The sequence below is a fragment of the Clostridium sp. 7_2_43FAA genome, from assembly GCF_000158375.2.
In the GTDB taxonomy this organism is placed as follows: domain Bacteria; phylum Bacillota; class Clostridia; order Clostridiales; family Clostridiaceae; genus Clostridium; species Clostridium tertium.
Map to the genome: position 1 here is coordinate 122,671 of NZ_JH815220.1, position 17,539 is coordinate 140,209.

The 17,539-nt window shown below is 29.0% G+C and carries 16 protein-coding genes and 1 rRNA gene; 8 read left to right on the top strand and 9 right to left on the bottom strand.

All coding sequences use genetic code 11. From position 1 onward, the window contains the following. Window positions 1-122: 122 nt before the first annotated feature. The 9 genes from noc to rpmH all read right to left on the bottom strand — a co-directional run bounded on the left by noc (window position 123) and on the right by rpmH (window position 7,474). Window positions 123-899 (bottom strand): nucleoid occlusion protein, encoded by a 777-nt coding sequence (noc, locus tag CSBG_RS00660; RefSeq protein ID WP_035284796.1) that lies wholly within the window; start codon window positions 897-899, stop codon window positions 123-125. A 211-nt stretch (window positions 900-1,110) separates the two neighbouring features. Further along, the gene (gene rsmG / locus CSBG_RS00665; RefSeq protein ID WP_008676164.1) at window positions 1,111-1,830 is read right to left on the bottom strand and encodes a 16S rRNA (guanine(527)-N(7))-methyltransferase RsmG; all 720 of its coding nucleotides are present in this window, start codon (window positions 1,828-1,830) and stop codon (window positions 1,111-1,113) included. 17 nt (window positions 1,831-1,847) lie between these two features. Further along, on the bottom strand, window positions 1,848-3,722 hold the full coding sequence (gene mnmG / locus CSBG_RS00670; RefSeq protein WP_008676167.1) for a tRNA uridine-5-carboxymethylaminomethyl(34) synthesis enzyme MnmG: 1,875 nt from the start codon (window positions 3,720-3,722) through the stop codon (window positions 1,848-1,850). 13 nt (window positions 3,723-3,735) lie between these two features. Continuing rightward, a complete protein-coding gene (mnmE, locus tag CSBG_RS00675; protein ID WP_008676170.1) occupies window positions 3,736-5,115 on the bottom strand; it encodes a tRNA uridine-5-carboxymethylaminomethyl(34) synthesis GTPase MnmE in 1,380 nt (459 codons plus the stop codon). 158 nt (window positions 5,116-5,273) lie between these two features. Then, entirely contained in the window at window positions 5,274-5,897 is a 624-nt protein-coding gene (gene jag, locus CSBG_RS00680) for an RNA-binding cell elongation regulator Jag/EloR (RefSeq protein WP_008676172.1), read from the bottom strand. Window positions 5,898-5,936: 39 nt separating this feature from the next. Further along, window positions 5,937-6,701 (bottom strand): membrane protein insertase YidC, encoded by a 765-nt coding sequence (gene yidC, locus CSBG_RS00685; protein WP_008676175.1) that lies wholly within the window; start codon window positions 6,699-6,701, stop codon window positions 5,937-5,939. An 18-nt stretch (window positions 6,702-6,719) separates the two neighbouring features. After that, a complete protein-coding gene (yidD, locus tag CSBG_RS00690; RefSeq protein ID WP_008676177.1) occupies window positions 6,720-6,929 on the bottom strand; it encodes a membrane protein insertion efficiency factor YidD in 210 nt (69 codons plus the stop codon). Then, on the bottom strand, window positions 6,929-7,279 hold the full coding sequence (rnpA, locus tag CSBG_RS00695; protein ID WP_008676180.1) for a ribonuclease P protein component: 351 nt from the start codon (window positions 7,277-7,279) through the stop codon (window positions 6,929-6,931). The genes yidD and rnpA overlap by 1 nt, the downstream gene beginning before the upstream one ends. Window positions 7,280-7,339: 60 nt before the next feature. Further along, entirely contained in the window at window positions 7,340-7,474 is a 135-nt protein-coding gene (rpmH, locus tag CSBG_RS00700) for a 50S ribosomal protein L34 (protein ID WP_008676183.1), read from the bottom strand. A gap of 534 nt (window positions 7,475-8,008) precedes the next feature. Between rpmH and dnaA the strand changes: the two genes are divergently transcribed. The 8 genes from dnaA to CSBG_RS00740 form a co-directional block, all read left to right on the top strand. Then, window positions 8,009-9,364 carry a chromosomal replication initiator protein DnaA gene (dnaA, locus tag CSBG_RS00705; RefSeq protein WP_008676185.1) on the top strand — a complete coding sequence of 452 codons (1,356 nt, stop codon included), beginning with the start codon at window positions 8,009-8,011 and terminating at the stop codon, window positions 9,362-9,364. Between the two features lie 259 nt (window positions 9,365-9,623). After that, the gene (gene dnaN, locus CSBG_RS00710; RefSeq protein ID WP_008676186.1) at window positions 9,624-10,724 is read left to right on the top strand and encodes a DNA polymerase III subunit beta; all 1,101 of its coding nucleotides are present in this window, start codon (window positions 9,624-9,626) and stop codon (window positions 10,722-10,724) included. A 47-nt stretch (window positions 10,725-10,771) separates the two neighbouring features. Continuing rightward, complete coding sequence (yaaA, locus tag CSBG_RS00715) at window positions 10,772-10,978, top strand: S4 domain-containing protein YaaA (RefSeq protein ID WP_008676188.1); 207 nt, start codon at window positions 10,772-10,774, stop codon at window positions 10,976-10,978. A 79-nt stretch (window positions 10,979-11,057) separates the two neighbouring features. Further along, a complete protein-coding gene (recF, locus tag CSBG_RS00720) occupies window positions 11,058-12,143 on the top strand; it encodes a DNA replication/repair protein RecF (protein ID WP_008676190.1) in 1,086 nt (361 codons plus the stop codon). A 14-nt stretch (window positions 12,144-12,157) separates the two neighbouring features. Beyond that, window positions 12,158-12,418 carry an extracellular matrix/biofilm biosynthesis regulator RemA family protein gene (locus tag CSBG_RS00725; protein ID WP_008676191.1) on the top strand — a complete coding sequence of 87 codons (261 nt, stop codon included), beginning with the start codon at window positions 12,158-12,160 and terminating at the stop codon, window positions 12,416-12,418. Between the two features lie 54 nt (window positions 12,419-12,472). Continuing rightward, window positions 12,473-14,386: a DNA topoisomerase (ATP-hydrolyzing) subunit B gene (gene gyrB, locus CSBG_RS00730; RefSeq protein WP_008676195.1), complete on the top strand. Its 1,914-nt coding sequence runs from the start codon at window positions 12,473-12,475 to the stop codon at window positions 14,384-14,386. Window positions 14,387-14,407: 21 nt separating this feature from the next. After that, on the top strand, window positions 14,408-16,954 hold the full coding sequence (gyrA, locus tag CSBG_RS00735; RefSeq protein WP_008676197.1) for a DNA gyrase subunit A: 2,547 nt from the start codon (window positions 14,408-14,410) through the stop codon (window positions 16,952-16,954). A 477-nt stretch (window positions 16,955-17,431) separates the two neighbouring features. After that, window positions 17,432-17,539 (top strand): 16S ribosomal RNA (locus tag CSBG_RS00740); the annotation flags it as partial.

Here is a 17,539-nt window from a genome sequence, read left to right on the forward strand (position 1 = left end):
TATATATACTTTTTACTAATATTAAAAGATTAACATAATAAAAATTGATTAAATTAATAATCAAATTTAAATTCATAAAAAAATAAGTATATTCTTATTAAATAAGAATATACTTATTAAAGTTATTTTTTAGGTATAGAAACTGTTATTTGTATAAACTCCTCATCATCCTTAAACTTATATTCAGCTGGTATATTAAACTTATCAAATACTTGCTTTATAGTGTTTACATACAGTTTTGCCGGAAATACACTTTTAACCCTTTTCTTCTCTTTGTTATTTAATTCTTCTCCAGCTAATTTTAACAGTTCTTTATTAACTGCTTCTTCTGTAGCTTTAACATTAAGAGAATTCTTTATTACCTTTTCTACAACCTTTAATTGTAGTTCTTCATTAGGTAATGATAGTAACGCTCTTGCATGCCTCTCTGTTAATTTATTTTCTATACAAACCGATCTAACACTCGGAGTAAGTTTTAATAATCTTAGCTTATTAGCTATAGTTGATTGTTTTTTACCCATTCTTTTAGCTAATTCATCTTGGGTAAATTTATGATCATTTATAAGATTATAATAAGCCTCAGCTTCTTCTATAAAATTTAAATCCTCTCTTTGTAAATTCTCTAACAAAGCTATTTCAGCAGATTGTGTATCAGTTATTTCAATAATATTACATGGTACATTTTCTAATTCTGCCATTCTTGCAGCTCTCCATCTTCTTTCACCTGCTACTAATTCAAAGTTTTCTCCTCTTCTTCTAACAGTAATAGGTTGAATTATTCCATGTTCCTTTATAGATTGAGATAATTCTTCTAATGCTTCTTCGTTAAAAAATCTTCTAGGCTGATAAGTATTTGGAAATATCTTATTTACACTTATACTTGTAATTTCTCTATTCATATGCACCCAACCATCCCCTATTATTCTAAGTTACCATTTTATTCAATAAAGTAAAAATTCTATTTTCTTCTCTAATTTCCTTCTTTTTATTATCTAATATTATAAGACAAATTAGTTTATTATAATTTAATAAATTACAAATGGACTCATATATATCAATAAATTTTTATTAATCGACTATTTTTATTTAGTTATATTGTAGAATTTAATTCTATTTTATAGGTTTTTTGTTTATTGTTCCTGCCTTTCTAGGATATACCTTTGAGCATTTATTAATTTTTTTAATTTCTACAATATTATGCTTCAGATCAGATTCTTCTATATTTACCTCAATTATCTCTTTTAATTCTCCACCTAAAACTGCTATTGCCTTGTGTCCATCTTTAATTTCTTCTTCTATAGCAGGTCCCTTTAATGCTACAAAGTGTCCACCTACTTTTATGTAAGGCATACAAAACTCCGATAATACCGCCATATTTGCTACTGCCCTTGATGTAGCTACATCAAACTTTTCTCTTAATTCTGGTTTTCTTGCACCATCTTCTGCTCTTGAATGAATTGTAATTACATTTTTTAACCCTATATTATTAATAACTGTATTTAAAAAATTAATTCTCTTATTCAATGAATCTAATAATGTTATTTGAACATTTGGATTCATTATAGCTATAGGTAAACCTGGAAAGCCTGCTCCTGTTCCTACATCTATTATAGTTTTTGCATTCTTAATAGCATCTGATTTAAAAGCCTTAATACAATCTATAAAATGTTTTTTTATTACTTCCTCATCTTCTGTTATTGCAGTAAGATTAATCTTTTCATTCCACTCTTGAAGTAATCTCATATATTTTATAAATTGCTCATATTGATGCTCTGATAATTCCATTCCTACTTCTAAAGAAGCCTCTTTCATTAATTTAAAATATTCCATAGTTCCTCCAAAGAAATTTATTTCTTATATTGATGTTCTAAATAAATTAATAGTACTGATATATCAGCTGGTGATACCCCTGATATTCTTGATGCTTGCCCTATACTTACAGGTCTAATATTAGATAGCTTTTGAATTGCTTCTGTTCTTAGTCCCTTTACGTCCGCATATTCTAGATCTTCAGGAATTAATTTCTTCTCAAACTTTTTAAATTGTCTTACTTGATCCAATTGACTATCTATATAACCTTCATATTTAGCAATTGTATTTATTTGTTCCCCGATATCATCTTCATAGTCAGGTCTATCAATATCTAAGCTTTCTAAGCTAAAATAATCTAATTCTGGTCTTTTAATTAATTCATAGAAGCTTATAGGCTTCTTAAGCTCTGTTGAGCCCATTGAAACTAAGAATTCATTTGTTTCTTTCTTATTTGTTATTTGAAGTTCCTTTAATCTCTTTGCTTCATTTTCTATATTATTCTTTCTTGTTAGGAACCTTTGATATCTTTCTTCTGTTGCAAGGCCAACTTTGTACCCAATTTCAGTTAATCTAAAATCGGCATTATCTTGTCTTAATAATAATCTATACTCAGCTCTTGATGTCATCATTCTATATGGTTCATTAGTACCTTTAGTAACTAAATCATCGATAAGTACGCCCATATACCCATCAGATCTAGTTAATATCATAGGCTCTTTATCTTTAATCTTTAAAGATGCGTTTATTCCAGCAACTATCCCTTGTGCAGCTGCTTCTTCATAACCTGAACTACCATTTAATTGCCCAGCTCCATATAATCCATCGAAATTTTTAAATTCTAATGTTGGTTTTAACTGAGTTGGATCAATTGAATCATATTCTATTGCATATGCAGTCCTCATTATCTCTACATTTTCTAGTCCAGGAACAGTTCTTAGCATTTGTAACTGTACATCTTCTGGAAGTGATGAAGACATTCCTCCAATATACATCTCTTGAGTATCTTCACCTTCTGGTTCTATAAATAATTGATGTCTTTCCCTATCTGGGAATCTCATAACTTTATCCTCTATTGATGGACAATATCTAGGTCCTACCCCCTCGATTAATCCATTATACATTGGAGATCTTTCTATGTTTTCTTGTATTATTTTATGTGTTTCTCCACTTGTATAAGTTAACCAACAAGAAACTTGTTCCCTAGATATATCATCACTCATAAATGAAAATGGAACTATCTTTTCATCTCCTGGTTGCTCTACCATTTTTGAAAAATCAACAGATCTTTTATTTATTCTCGCTGGAGTACCAGTTTTAAATCTTCTTAATGATATTCCTAAATCGATTAATGATTGTGATAATTCATTAGCAGCTGCTAATCCATTTGGTCCACTATTATAAGTAACATCTCCTATTATTATTCTTGCTCTAAGATATGTACCTGTAGTTAATATAATAGCCTTACAACTGAAGTATCCACCATTCTTTGTAAGTACACCTTTAACTTTTCCATCTTCTACATCTACTTCTATAACTTCTAATTGCCTCAAACTAAGGTTTTCTTGATTTTCAAGTACATTCTTCATTCTATTTTGGTATTTCTTTTTATCTGCTTGCGCTCTTAAAGAATGTACAGCAGGCCCCTTTGACGTATTTAGCATTCTTGATTGAATAAATGTGTTGTCTATATTAACCCCCATCTCTCCACCTAATGCATCTATTTCTCTTACCAAGTGACCTTTTGCAGTACCTCCTATATTAGGATTACAAGGCATCATAGCTACAGAATCAAGATTAGTAGTACAAATTAATGTTTTTAATCCCATTCTAGCTGCTGCAAGTGCTGCTTCACAACCAGCATGACCAGCACCAACAACTACTACATCGTATTCTCCCGCATTATATTTCATATTTATATTTCTCCTACTTTCCACAACAAAATTCTTTAAATATTTTATTAACTAAGTCTTCTTCTAACTCTGAACCAGTAATTTCTCCTAAAGCTTTTAAGGCTGCAGTTACATATATTGAAATTAAATCAAGAAACTCATTATTTTTAACTCTTATTAGAGCATCATCACAATTTTCCTTTGCTCTAATTAAAGCTTGCTTATGTCTTGAGTTAGATACTATTAAACTTTCGCTATCTATTTTACCATTAAAGAACATATTCTTAATCTCATTTTTTAATCCATCTATTCCAACATCTTCTTTTGCGGAAATTTTTATTATATTTTCAAAATTATTTAATAAAGATTTATCTAATTTATTTTCTAAATCTATTTTATTTAATAAAACTATAGAATTTTTATTTTTTATAGCTTCTATTATTTCAATATCTTCTTTATCTAATTCCCTAGAAGAATCTAATACTAATAAAACTAAATCTGCCTCATTTATTTTTTCTTTTGATTTTTCAACTCCAATTTTTTCAACTATATCTTCAGTTTCCCTTATTCCCGCCGTATCTATTATCTTTACTGGTATTCCATCAAGATTTATATATTCTTCTATTACATCTCTAGTAGTTCCAGCAATATCTGTAACAATTGCTCTTTTTTCTTTCAAAAGAACATTTAATAAAGATGACTTTCCTACATTTGGTTTACCTACTATAGCTAAACTTAATCCATCTCTTATTATCTTACCTTCATCTGCACCTTTAAGTAGTTTACTCATATCATCGCATGCTTTTTCAAGACTATCTTTTACTCTCAATGGAATAGTCGGGTCAACTTCCTCATCATCTTCTGTAAAATCTACAGCATATTCTATTAGAGCTAATACATTTAATAGATATTCTCTAAGCTTATTGATTTTTTTAGATAATGAACCTGTACTTTGCATTAAGGCTGATTTCATTGCTAATTCAGTTTTAGCTGTGATCAAATCCATAACTGCCTCTGCTTGAGATAAATCTATTCTTCCGTTCAAAAATGCTCTTTTAGTAAATTCACCTGGCTCTGCTATCCTTGCTCCAGCCTTTATAACCATTTCTAGAACCTTATTTGTTGATGTTACTCCGCCATGACAATTTATTTCTACAGTATCTTCTGCTGTGAAACTTTTCGGCCCCTTCATATAGCTTATAATTACTTCATCTATTAGATCTTCTTTATCTATATCAACTATATGACCATATCTCATAGTATAAGTCTTCATATCTCTTATATCTTTTCCACTTTTGGCCCTAAAAATTTTAGAGACTATCTCTAATGCCTCATCACCAGATACTCTTATAATTGCAATTCCACCTTCTCCAATTGCTGTGGATATAGCGCAAATTGTATCAAATTCTTTCATCATCTATCCTCCTTAAAGTATTTTAGATAAATTCTTTCGTTCAATATATCAGGTATATTTATATTATACCCCATTTTAACTAATATTCATTTTACAAAACTATTTGAATTAAGTCAAAATAAATAAAAGGTAAGAAAGCCAATTGGCCTTCTTACCTTTTATTTCTTTATATCCACTACAACTCTTCTGTAAGGCTCATCACCTTCGCTAAATGTGTAGACATATTCATTATCTTGTAAAGCAGAATGTATTACTCTTCTTTCATAAGGATTCATTGGTTCTAACTTATAAGGTCTTCTAGTCTTTCTAACTTTATATGCAGTTTTTTCAGCAACTCTTTTTAAAGTATCTTCCCTTTTGCTTCTATAATTCTCAGTATCCAAAACCACTTTTTTATAAGGAATATCATGCCCCTTATTAACAACTAGCGAAGCTAAATATTGTAGAGAATCTAAAGTTTCTCCTCTATATCCAATAATTAATCCCATTTTAGGACCATTTAAATCTATATGAACAACATCATTAACTTCTCTAATCCTTATTTCAGCTTGTACTTTCATATTCTCAAGAATACTTCTTAAAAATACTCTTACATCTTCCTTATAATCTCTTTTAACTTTAACTAATATTTTTGCTGGCTTTGTTCCTATAATATTTAGAAATCCTTTTGATCCTTCATCTAAAATCTCATATTCAACCTTATCTTCTGTAAGATTTAATTCTTTTAAAGCGCTTTGCAATGCTTCACTTACGCTTTTCCCTGTCATTTCTAATGTTTTCATACCCTATTCACCACCTAGTAAATACTAAATATAATAATCTTAATTTTTTTTCTTAGTCTTTGGTGTTGCTTTTTTTGCGTTTTGAATAGTTTTTAACTTTTCTTCTTCTTCTTTTGCTACCTTTTTCTTTTTAGCTGGCAAGTAATTTAAGAAATAAGTTTGTGCTAATTGTATAGCTCCACCTATTACCCAATAAATAACTAGAAGGGAACTAAAGTTGATAGCCATTACCCCCATCATACCTGCCATCATGATATTCATACTTCCCATATTCATAGGACTATTTTCATTTTTAGGCATTGACTTAGTTAAAAGTAAACTTGGTAAATAAGTACTTAAGAAAGCTAATACCGGCATTATAAAGTAAGGATCTTTTTCAAATACATTTGGTATCCATAAAAATGATGGATGTACCACTGATCCCTTATCTATATTCATAAACACATAATATAACGCAAATAGTATTGGTAATGGTAATAATGTTGGAAGACATCCACCAAACATACTTACATTATTTTCTTTCATGCATTTTGAATACTCAGCTTGCATCTTTTGAGGATCATTTGCATATTTCTTTTGTATTGCATTTAATTCTGGTTGAATTTCTTGCATTCTAGCATTTGATCTATTAGCCTTTATATTTAATGGAAGTATTAATAATCTAATTATTATTGTAAATATTGCGATTGCTAATACATATGAAACCCCACTTGGTTCCATATTAAATACTGAAAGAATAAAATCATGTAGAACATTAAATATACCTGTCAAGAAATTTGTTATTGGTGATAAGAAACTCATCATCTTTTATGCGTAACCTCCTTATTTTACAGGGTCGTATCCACCCTTAGCAAATGGATGACACCTTAAAATTCTCTTTATAGCTAAAAAACCACCCTTTATTGCTCCATATTTATTAATAGCATCTATTGCATATTGTGAACATGTAGGAACATAAATACATGTTGGTGGTCTCATTGGCGAAATATATTTTCTATATAAATATATAGATCTTAACATTATCTTCTTCATTATTTATATAAGCCTGCCTTTAAAAAAAGTTTTTTCATTGCATTTTCAACTTCTGAGAAACTTTTTCCTTTTATCGCGCTTCTTGCTACAAACACAAAATCGTAGCCACTCTTAAGGTCCTTTTCATTAAGTCTATAGCTTTCGGTTATCAATCGTTTACTTCTACTTCGAACTACGCTATTTCCAACTTTCTTACTTACTGAAATTCCTACCTTATTATAAGTAAGATTATCTTCTGTTTTATTTTTTCTATTATTAAAAGTGTATAAAACTAAAAGGTTATTAGCTAAAGACTTTCCCCTTCTATATACTAATTTAAACTCATTATTTTTTCTTAATCTGTATACCATTGGAAACTCTATACTCCTTTTTTCCTGCTATTGCAGAAAAAAGGCCACTATTTGCGGCCCTTATGCTGTTAATCTTTTTCTACCTTTTTGTCTTCTTTTCTTAAGAACAGTTCTTCCTGATGAAGTTTTCATTCTCTTTCTGAATCCATGTTCTTTTTTTCTTTGTCTCTTTTTTGGTTGGTATGTCATGAACATTTCACTACACCCCCTTTAAATTGTAATTTCTATAGTAAAAACTATAATTCCTATTTTAAATTTACCTTATCATTATATATATATCATGTTTTTATGTCAATACACTATTAATTTTCAAATTCTGTTGATAAATATAAGAATTTACCACAGTTTTTTGTGGATAACTCCTTGAATACTCTATTTGACTTATGTTATTATAAATATTGAATGTGAATAATTTTACTTTTACAACAAGTTATCCACACCTGTGGATTAAATTGTGCATAACTTGTTTACTTTTTCTCTATTACTTATCTGTTTATATCTATTTTTAGCTAAAATATTGCTTTTATACCATGTTAATAATGTGAAAAAAGGTACATACTTATATTGTGGATAACTTTTATTTATAAAAAATATCAACATAATTATTAACATGTGAATATTTTTATTATATTTATTAACATGCACTTTCATATGTTAATAAGTGTGTTGATATGTTGTTATTAACTATTTAATATTTAAATTTAAAATTTATTTTATGGAGGATATAAAATGAATAATGATCTAAAATCATTATGGGAAAAAACATTAAATATAATCAAGGGTGAAATGAGTGAAGTTAGTTTTAATACATGGATTAAAAGTTGCGAACCTATTTCTATATCTTCCAATATAATAAGAATCAGTGTTCCAAATTCCTTTACTCAAGATATATTGGAAAAGAGATATAAGGACTTAGTTGTAAATTCTATAGAAGCTGCTTGCTCAAAAGTTTACACTGTAGAATTCATGGTAGCATCTGATATTCAGGAAGCCGAAGAAAAGGAAGAAAAAAAATCAAAAATTGATGATAGAGGATCTATTACTGTAAATGATGAAATGTCTAGTTTATTAAATCCAAAGTATACATTTGCTTCTTTCGTTATTGGTAATAGTAATAGATTTGCTCATGCAGCTTCATTAGCAGTAGCCGAATCACCTGCAAAAGCCTATAATCCTCTATTTATATATGGAGGCGTTGGTCTCGGTAAAACACATTTAATGCACGCAATTGGTCATTATGTTTTACAAAATAATTCTAATGCTAAAGTTGTATATGTATCTTCAGAAAAATTTACTAATGAGCTTATTAATGCAATAAGAGATGATAAAAATGAAGAATTTAGAAATAAGTATAGAAATGTAGACATTTTACTTATAGATGATATTCAATTTATAGCTGGAAAGGAAAGAACTCAAGAGGAGTTTTTCCATACATTCAATGCATTACATGATGCTAATAAACAAATAATTCTATCATCTGATAGACCACCTAAAGAAATTCCTACTTTGGAGGATAGATTACGTTCTAGATTTGAATGGGGCTTAATTGCTGATATTCAAGCGCCAGATTTTGAAACTAGAATGGCAATATTAAAAAAGAAAGCTGATGTAGAAAAACTAAATGTTGCAAATGAAGTTATGGTTTATATTGCAACTAAAATTAAGTCTAATATTAGGGAGTTAGAAGGAGCTTTAATTAGAATTGTCGCTTACTCGTCACTTACTAATAGGCCGATTACTGTTGAGTTAGCAAGTGAAGCCCTTAAAGATATAATATCAAATAAGCAAAACAGGAATGTAACTATAGACGTTATACAGGATGTTGTTGCTGGATATTTTAACCTTAGAATAGAAGACTTAAAATCTCAAAGAAGGACTAGGAATGTAGCCTATCCTAGACAAATTGCAATGTATTTAAGCAGAAAGCTAACTGATATGTCTTTACCTAAAATAGGTGAAGAGTTTGGGGGCAGGGATCATACTACTGTTATACATGCTTATGAAAAAATATCTGATAGTTTAAATACAGATGAAAGCCTACAACACACAGTAAATGATATAACAAAGAAGCTAACTCAAAATTAATTAACAACTGTACATAAATATATTGAATTGTTTGTGGATAACTACTAAAATCAATATTGATTGTTAATACTGTGGATAAGGTATATGATTTTTGTTCAACTTATCCACAATATTTTTTTATAAGTAATTTAGTATTTTCAAGGGGTATAAGTACTTATTAACATATCAACAGCCCCTACTACTACTATTATTAATTTATATCTATATATTTATCTATATCTATAGATATCTAATGTATATAACTTAAGGAGGTTTTTATATGATATTTATCTGTGAAAAACAAAAACTACAAGAAGGTATATCAATTGCCAATAAAGCCATAACTGGTAAAACAACAATGCCTATTTTAGAAGGAATCTATATAAATGCTAAAAATGAAGGATTAACATTAATAGGATCTGATATGGATGTATCTATTGAAACAAAAGTTGATGCTGATATATTAGAAGAAGGTATGATCGTAATAGATGCAAGAATATTTGGAGAGATAATAAGAAAATTACCTAATTCAGATATAAAAATAGAAACTTTAGAAAATGATATAATACAAATAACATGTGAAAAATCAGTATTTAACTTGGTTTATATGAATGGAGAAGATTATCCAGCTTTACCTAGCATAAATGAAAATCTTTCAGTTGAAGTTTCTCAAAATATATTAAAAAATATGATTAAAGGAACATCATTTGCAATAGCTCAAGATGAAACTAGACCAATATTACAGGGAATTTTATTTGAGGTTAAAAATAAAAATTTAAATTTAGTAGCATTAGATGGATATAGATTGGCAGTAAGAAGTGAGTTCCTAGATAATGATAATGAAATAGAAGTAGTTATCCCAGGAAAAACATTAAATGAAGTTTCAAAAATATTAGAAGATGTTTCTGATATAGTAAAAATAACATTTACTAACAATCATATATTATTTAATTTAAATAATACAAAAGTTATCTCTAGATTATTAGATGGTAAATTTGTAAATTATTCATCTTTATTGCCTCAAGAGCACAAAATATTAGTAGATGTGAATAAGCAACAATTACAAAGTTGTATAGAGAGAGCTTCCTTAATGGCTAAGGACAGCAATAGTAATTTAATAAAATTAGAAGTTCAAGAAGAGAATATGATAATAACATCTAATTCTCAATTGGGAAAGGTTAGGGAAGAACTTACTATAAATCTGCAAGGAGAACCAATACAAATTGCATTTAACTCTAGATATTTATTAGATGTATTAAAGAATGTAGATGATGATGAAGTTAAATTAGAGATGACATCAAGTGTTAGTCCTTGTGTGATAAAATGTAAAAATACAGATAATTCAAAGTATCTTGTTCTACCGGTTAGATTAATAAGATAGAAAGGAGATTATGCATAAAGAATGAATTAATATGCATAAAACTGGAAATGGATGAAATTAAAATAAATACTGAGTTTATAAAATTAGATTCATTTTTAAAGTGGTGTGGAGCTGCATCTTTAGGATCAGAAGCTAAAATGTATATCTTAGATGAGATGGTTAAAGTGAATGATGAAGTTTGTACTCAAAGAGGAAAAAAATTAAAACAAGGTGATATAGTAGAGTTCAATGGAGAAAAGTATAAAATTATTTAATAATAATAAATATTTATTACCATTAACCTAATAATTACTTTTATTCCTCTAATATGTTATAATTAAAATAGGTGTAAAAATGTATATTAAAAGACTACAGATGTTAAATTATAGAAATTATAAATCTTTAAATATAACACTTGGTAAAAATGTAAATGTATTTATGGGGGATAATGCTCAAGGGAAAACAAATATTCTTGAAGCAATTTATTATTGTGCTTTTGCAAAATCACATAGAACTTCAAAAGATAGAGAATTAATAAATTGGAACTCAGATAGTGCATATGTAAGTTTATTGGTAGGTAAAGATAGACTTGATAAAAATATCGATATAAATATATTAAAGGATGGAAAAAAAGCCATCAAGATTAACAAAATTAAGGTATCTAAAATAGGGGAGTTGTTTGGAAATTTTAATGTTGTTATGTTTTCCCCAGAAGATTTAAAGATTATAAAAGATTCTCCTGGAGTAAGAAGAAAGTTTATTGATATGGAGCTATGTCAATTAAATTCTAAATACTATTATAATCTAGTACAATATAATAAGGTTTTGAATGAACGTAATGTTGTATTAAAAAATAGAAAGCTAGATTCAGAAATTTTAGATATATATGATATACAATTAGCAAATTTTGGGTATCATATAATAATAGAAAGACTTAAATATATCAATAAGTTGAATTTCTATGGAAATGATATTCATAAAGATATATCTTCAGGAAAAGAAAATGTAGAGTTTAAATACATAAGTACAATAAAGGATCTAGAAGATATAGAAAATAGTTTTTATGAATTACTAAGAAGAAATAGAAAAAAGGATATTGAAAAGGGAACTACTAGTATAGGACCTCATAGAGATGATTTTATTGTGCTAATTAATGATGTAGATACTAAAAGCTTTGGGTCACAAGGACAGCAAAGAAGTGCTGTCCTTACAATAAAGTTTTCATCTTTAAAAATAATAAAGGAAATGACATCAGAGTATCCAGTTTTATTATTAGATGATGTTTTATCAGAATTAGATTTTAATAGAAAGAGATATATTCTAAGTACGATTGGAGAAATCCAAACTATAATAACGTGCACAGGAATAGAAGATCTTACAAATTATTTAGATAATAGCTCCAGGGTCTTTAAGGTCAAAGAAGGAGAAATCCTAAATTAAAAGGAGGAATTCTTATGTTTTTACATTTAGGAGAAAATGTTGTTGTTCCAATTAAAGATATAATTGGAATTTTTGATTTGCAAACTACAATGTATAGTTCGGATACTAGTGCATTCATAAGAATGGCAGAAGAAGATGGGTTTGTAGAGAGAATTTCTAAAGAAAAACCAAAATCATTTGTTATAGCTGAAGTTAATAAAATGAGTAAAGTTTATTTATCTCCAATATCATCTTCAACTTTAACAAAGAGAACAAATATAGATTATAATCCATAACTCCAATGTTAAATCTTCATGTGATTATAATAAAACTTCATTAAGGAGGAGATTATGTTGGAAAAAAGCAATCAAAGCTATGATGAAAGTCAAATTCAGGTCTTAGAAGGATTAGAGGCTGTTAGAAAAAGACCAGGAATGTATATAGGAAGTACTAGTTCAAGAGGATTACATCATCTTGTATATGAAATAGTTGATAACAGTATAGATGAGGCTTTAGCAGGATTCTGTACAGAGATATCAGTTGCAATAAACGAGGATAATTCAATTACTGTAATTGATAATGGAAGGGGTATGCCAACTGGAATACATCCTAAAATGGGAAAATCAACAGTAGAAGTTATAATGACAGTTCTACATGCTGGAGGAAAGTTTGGAGGCGGAGGTTACAAGGTCTCTGGAGGATTACATGGTGTTGGTGCATCTGTTGTTAATGCATTATCAGAATGGTGTGAAGTAACAGTATCAAGAGAAGGGGATATATGGCAACAAAAATATTCTAGAGGGAATGCTGTAACTGATTTAAGTAAAATAGGTAAAACTGAAGAGCATGGTACAAAAGTTTCATTTAAGCCAGATACAGAGATATTTGAGGAAACAGAATATGATTTTGATATATTAGCAAATAGGCTTAGGGAATTAGCATTCTTAAACAAGGGAATTAAAATCATATTATCTGATGCTAGAGAAGAAGGTAAAACTGAAGTATATCACTATGAAGGTGGTATAAAAGAGTTTGTATCTTATTTAAGTAGGAATAAGGAAGTTTTACATCAGGATCCAATTTATATTGAGGGGGAAAAAGATGGTATAATAGTTGAAATATCACTTCAATATAATGATAGCTATACAGAAAATCTATATTCATTTGCTAACAACATAGATACTATAGAGGGTGGTACTCACTTATCTGGATTTAAAACAGCATTAACAAGAGTAATAAATGATTATGGTAAGAAGTTTAATCATTTGAAAGAAAATGATAAAAACTTATCAGGAGATGATATTAGAGAAGGATTAACGGCAGTAGTTTCTGTAAAAATATCTGAACCTCAATTTGAAGGACAAACAAAAACTAAACTTGGGAATTCAGAAGTTAGAGGTGTAGTAGATTCTATAGTTGGTGAAGGAGTTTCTATATTCTTAGAGGAAAACCCAGGTATAGGTAAAATTATAATAGATAAAGCATTAATGGCTGCTAGAGCTAGGGATGCTGCAAGAAAAGCTAGAGAATTAACAAGAAAATCAGTATTAGAACGTTCATCATTACCAGGAAAATTAGCAGATTGTTCATCAAAAGATCCTTTAGAATGTGAAATTTATATAGTTGAGGGAGATTCAGCTGGTGGTTCAGCTAAACAGGGAAGAAATAGAAGGTTCCAAGCGATACTTCCTCTAAGAGGTAAAATATTAAATGTTGAAAAACAAAGACTAGATAGAATATTAACAGCTGATTCAATAAAATCAATGGTTACAGCTTTTGGTGCTGGAATTGGAGATGATTTTGATGAAGAAAAGTTAAGATATAACAGAATAATAATAATGACAGATGCTGATGTTGATGGAGCTCATATAAGAACTTTATTATTAACATTCTTCTTTAGATATATGAGAGGACTATTAGATGGAGGACATGTATATATAGCTCAACCACCACTTTATCAAGTAAAAAAGAATAAGAAGGAATATTACGCTTATTCAGACGCAGAACTTGAAAAATTATTAAGCGAAATTGGTGGAAAAGATAATTCAACAAATATACAAAGATACAAAGGTCTTGGAGAAATGAATGCAAATCAATTATGGGATACAACTATGGACCCTGAAAAGAGAGTATTATTAAAGGCTACTGTAGAAGATGCTATAGCAGCAGACGAAATATTTACTATATTAATGGGAGATAAGGTTGAACCAAGAAGAGAATTTATCCAAAAGAATGCTAAAAAAGTAAGCAATTTAGATGTTTAGTACTAAAACGAGGTGAGGTACATGAGTTTAAACGAGGGAAAAGTTATATCTATTGATATAAATAAAGAAATGAAAAGATGCTACATCGATTATGCAATGAGTGTTATAGTTGGTCGTGCTCTTCCAGATGTTAGAGATGGTCTAAAGCCTGTACATAGAAGAATATTGTTCTCTATGAGTGAATTAGGATTAGCACCTGAAAAGGGATATAGAAAATGTGCAAGAATAGTCGGAGAAGTTTTAGGTAAGTATCATCCACATGGTGATTCATCAGTTTATGATGCACTTGTAAGAATGGCACAGGATTTTTCTATGAGATATATGCTTGTAGATGGTCACGGAAACTTCGGATCAGTTGATGGTGATAGTGCTGCTGCTATGAGATATACAGAAGCCAAGATGAATAAAATTGCTGCAGAAATGTTAAGAGATATATCAAAAAATACAGTAGATTTTATTCCTAACTTTGATGGTGAAGAAAAAGAACCAGTTGTACTACCATCAAGATATCCTAATCTTTTAGTTAATGGTTCATCAGGTATAGCTGTTGGTATGGCAACTAATATTCCTCCTCATAATCTAGGAGAAGTAATAGATGGAACAATTATGCTTATAGATAATCCTGAAACAACTGTTTTAGAATTAATGACTGCTATTAAGGGTCCTGATTTTCCAACTGGAGCTACAATAATGGGTAAATCAGGAATAAGAGCTGCTTACGAGACTGGTAAGGGAAGAATAATAGTTAGAGCAAAAGCTGAAATAGAAGAGGAAAATAATAGGCATAAAATAATAGTTACTGAAATACCATATCAAGTAAATAAGGCTAAACTTATAGAAAATATAGCTGATTTAGTTAAAGATAAGAAGATAGTTGGAATATCAGATTTAAGAGATGAATCTGATAGAGATGGTATGAGAATTGTAATAGAGCTTAAGAAAGATGCAAATCCGAATGTAATATTAAATCTATTATATAAACATACAAAAATGCAAGATACGTTTGGGGTAATAATGTTAGCGTTAGTTAATAATGAGCCTCAAGTATTAAATCTTAAACAAGTATTAGCTAATTATATAGAATTCCAAAAGGAAGTAGTTACTAGAAGAACTGTATTTGAATTAAATAAGGCTGAAGCTAGAGCTCATATACTTGAGGGATTAAGAATTGCTCTTGATAATATTGATGAAGTTATAAATATAATAAGATCATCAAAGACTACTGAAATTGCTAAAAATACACTTATAGAAAGATTCCAATTAAGTGAGAAGCAAGCACAAGCAATTCTAGAAATGAGATTAAGAAGATTAACAGGTCTAGAAAGAGACAAGATAGAGGAAGAGTTTGCTGAACTTATGAAATTAATAGATTATTTAAATTCAATATTGGCAAGTGAAGAAAAACTTTTATCTGTAATAAAAGATGAGCTTATAGAAATAAAGAATAGATATAATGATGAAAGAAGAACATCAATAGAAAAAGTAGTTAATGATATAGATATTGAAGACCTTATTCAAGAAGAAGAGGTTGTAATTACTTTAACACATTCAGGATACATTAAGAGAATATCTGCTGATACATACTCTTCTCAAAGAAGAGGGGGAAGAGGAATACAAGCAATGTCTACAAAGGAAGATGATTTTGTAGAACATGTAAATGTGGTATCGACTCATTCAGATGTATTATTCTTTACAAACAGAGGAAGAGTTTATAAGTTAAGAGCATATGAAATACCTGATGCAGGAAGAACAGCAAAAGGAACAAATATTATAAATCTTATAGCTATAGAACAAGATGAAAAAATTGAGACTGTACTTTCAGTTAAAGATGATGTAAATGAAGGATTCTTATTTATGGGAACTAAACAAGGGTTAGTAAAGAAAACACCTTTATCTGAATTTAAGAATCTTAGAAAGAATGGATTAATAGCTATAAACCTAAGAGATGGCGATGAACTTCTAAAAGTTAAGATAACTCGTGGTGATGCAGATATTGTTATAGTAACACAAGACGGAAATGCAATAAGATTCAACGAGACTGACGTAAGACCTATGGGAAGAACAGCATCAGGAGTAAGGTCAATCAATTTAAGAAAAGATGATATTGCTGTATGCATGGATATAGCTGTAGAAGGAGAAGACTTACTTGTTATTAGTGAGAATGGATTTGGAAAAAGAACTCCTATAACAGAATACAAGAGACAAAAAAGAGGCGGAACAGGATTAATAACATATAAATTATCTGAGAAGACAGGTAAAGTTATAGGTGCAACTATATGTAAAATTGACGATGAACTTATGTTAATAAATACAAGTGGTGTAGCTATAAGAATAAATGTATCTGATATATCAGTAACTAGTAGATCTACAATGGGAGTAACTCTTATGAGAACTACAGAAGAAGAAAAGATAGCTGCAATTACTAAAATATCAGGAAGCATTGATGATAAAGAAGAGCAATTAACTTTAGATAGTGAAGATATAAACGATGAAGTTAAAAGTGAAATAGCAGTTGTAAATGATTCTGATAACAGCCTAAATGAATTATTAGATAGATCTGAAGAATAATAATAAACTATATAAACCTAAATAAAAATAAATTGCAATTATTATTATCAAATATAGATATAATTGCAATTTATTTTTTTATAAGCTATAAAGAATATATACAAATATAGTTACAATTAATCAATTTAATGTAATCATACCCTGGCGTATCATTAATAGAAAAAGTTAGATATTAATAGAAAATTTGAGAAAAATAAATATAATTTATTAAAATATAATATATTATAAAAAACTTATTTAAAGTTAAATGTTAAGATAAATCTCGTCGCTGAGAGACGCGATGAAACAAGTCAAAAAAACTTAAAAAAAGTTGTTGACAAGAAATAAAACAAATGATAAGATAAGAAAGTCGCTTGAGGGCGATGAAGAAAATGGTCTTTGAAAATTGAACAGAATATAAGTTAAGTAAACAAACCAGCAATTCTTTTAGACGTCTTAACATTAAGACTCAAAGTAATTTGAGCAAAGATTAAACTTTTTATTGAGAGTTTGATCCTGGCTCAGGACGAACGCTGGCGGCGTGCCTAACACATGCAAGTCGAGCGAGAGGAGTTCCTTCGGGAACAATCTAGCGGCGGACGGGTG

Excerpts from the sequence above, each read along its gene's own strand:
- mnmG (WP_008676167.1), bottom strand. The coding sequence starts at position 3,722 with ATGAAATATAATGCGGGAGAATACGATGTAGTAGTTGTTGGTGCTGGT.
- rsmG (WP_008676164.1), bottom strand. The coding sequence starts at position 1,830 with ATGGAATATTTTAAATTAATGAAAGAGGCTTCTTTAGAAGTAGGAATG.
- CSBG_RS00725 (WP_008676191.1), top strand. The coding sequence starts at position 12,158 with ATGTTTTTACATTTAGGAGAAAATGTTGTTGTTCCAATTAAAGATATA.
- rnpA (WP_008676180.1), bottom strand. The coding sequence starts at position 7,279 with ATGGTATACAGATTAAGAAAAAATAATGAGTTTAAATTAGTATATAGA.
- dnaN (WP_008676186.1), top strand. The coding sequence starts at position 9,624 with ATGATATTTATCTGTGAAAAACAAAAACTACAAGAAGGTATATCAATT.
- noc (WP_035284796.1), bottom strand. The coding sequence starts at position 899 with ATGAATAGAGAAATTACAAGTATAAGTGTAAATAAGATATTTCCAAAT.
- yaaA (WP_008676188.1), top strand. The coding sequence starts at position 10,772 with ATGGATGAAATTAAAATAAATACTGAGTTTATAAAATTAGATTCATTT.
- jag (WP_008676172.1), bottom strand. The coding sequence starts at position 5,897 with ATGAAAACATTAGAAATGACAGGGAAAAGCGTAAGTGAAGCATTGCAA.
- rpmH (WP_008676183.1), bottom strand. The coding sequence starts at position 7,474 with ATGTTCATGACATACCAACCAAAAAAGAGACAAAGAAAAAAAGAACAT.
- dnaA (WP_008676185.1), top strand. The coding sequence starts at position 8,009 with ATGAATAATGATCTAAAATCATTATGGGAAAAAACATTAAATATAATC.
- gyrA (WP_008676197.1), top strand. The coding sequence starts at position 14,408 with ATGAGTTTAAACGAGGGAAAAGTTATATCTATTGATATAAATAAAGAA.
- gyrB (WP_008676195.1), top strand. The coding sequence starts at position 12,473 with ATGTTGGAAAAAAGCAATCAAAGCTATGATGAAAGTCAAATTCAGGTC.
- mnmE (WP_008676170.1), bottom strand. The coding sequence starts at position 5,115 with ATGAAAGAATTTGATACAATTTGCGCTATATCCACAGCAATTGGAGAA.
- yidC (WP_008676175.1), bottom strand. The coding sequence starts at position 6,701 with ATGATGAGTTTCTTATCACCAATAACAAATTTCTTGACAGGTATATTT.
- yidD (WP_008676177.1), bottom strand. The coding sequence starts at position 6,929 with ATGAAGAAGATAATGTTAAGATCTATATATTTATATAGAAAATATATT.
- recF (WP_008676190.1), top strand. The coding sequence starts at position 11,058 with ATGTATATTAAAAGACTACAGATGTTAAATTATAGAAATTATAAATCT.